The sequence below is a fragment of the Tropicimonas sp. IMCC6043 genome, assembly GCF_004146235.1.
Lineage (GTDB): Bacteria > Pseudomonadota > Alphaproteobacteria > Rhodobacterales > Rhodobacteraceae > Tropicimonas.
Window position 1 is genome coordinate 1 of the sequence record NZ_SELO01000250.1, and the last position, 255, is coordinate 255.

General features: G+C 65.1%; 1 pseudogene. It reads right to left on the reverse strand.

Annotated elements, in window-relative coordinates:
- Positions 1-255 (reverse strand): annotated as a pseudogene (locus EU800_RS26550) (ATP-dependent RecD-like DNA helicase); the annotation flags it as partial.

The following is a 255-nucleotide window of genomic DNA, read 5'->3' on the forward strand; positions in this document are numbered from 1 at the left end:
TCGGATCGAAGCCGAAGCGCCGGGGTATCCGGTTGCGGACCAGTTCCACGATACGCTCGACCGCCTGCTCGGGTTCGGCGGCCGGCACATAGTAGAAATCCGTCTCTCCGTCAGGTTTCGAGAGGTCCGGTATCTGGCCCTGGTTGATGCGGTGCGCGCTGGTGATGATCTGGCTGCTGGCGGCCTGGCGGAACACCTCGGTCAGGCGCACCACGGGCACGGAACCGGAGCCGATGATGTCGGCCAGAACCTGAC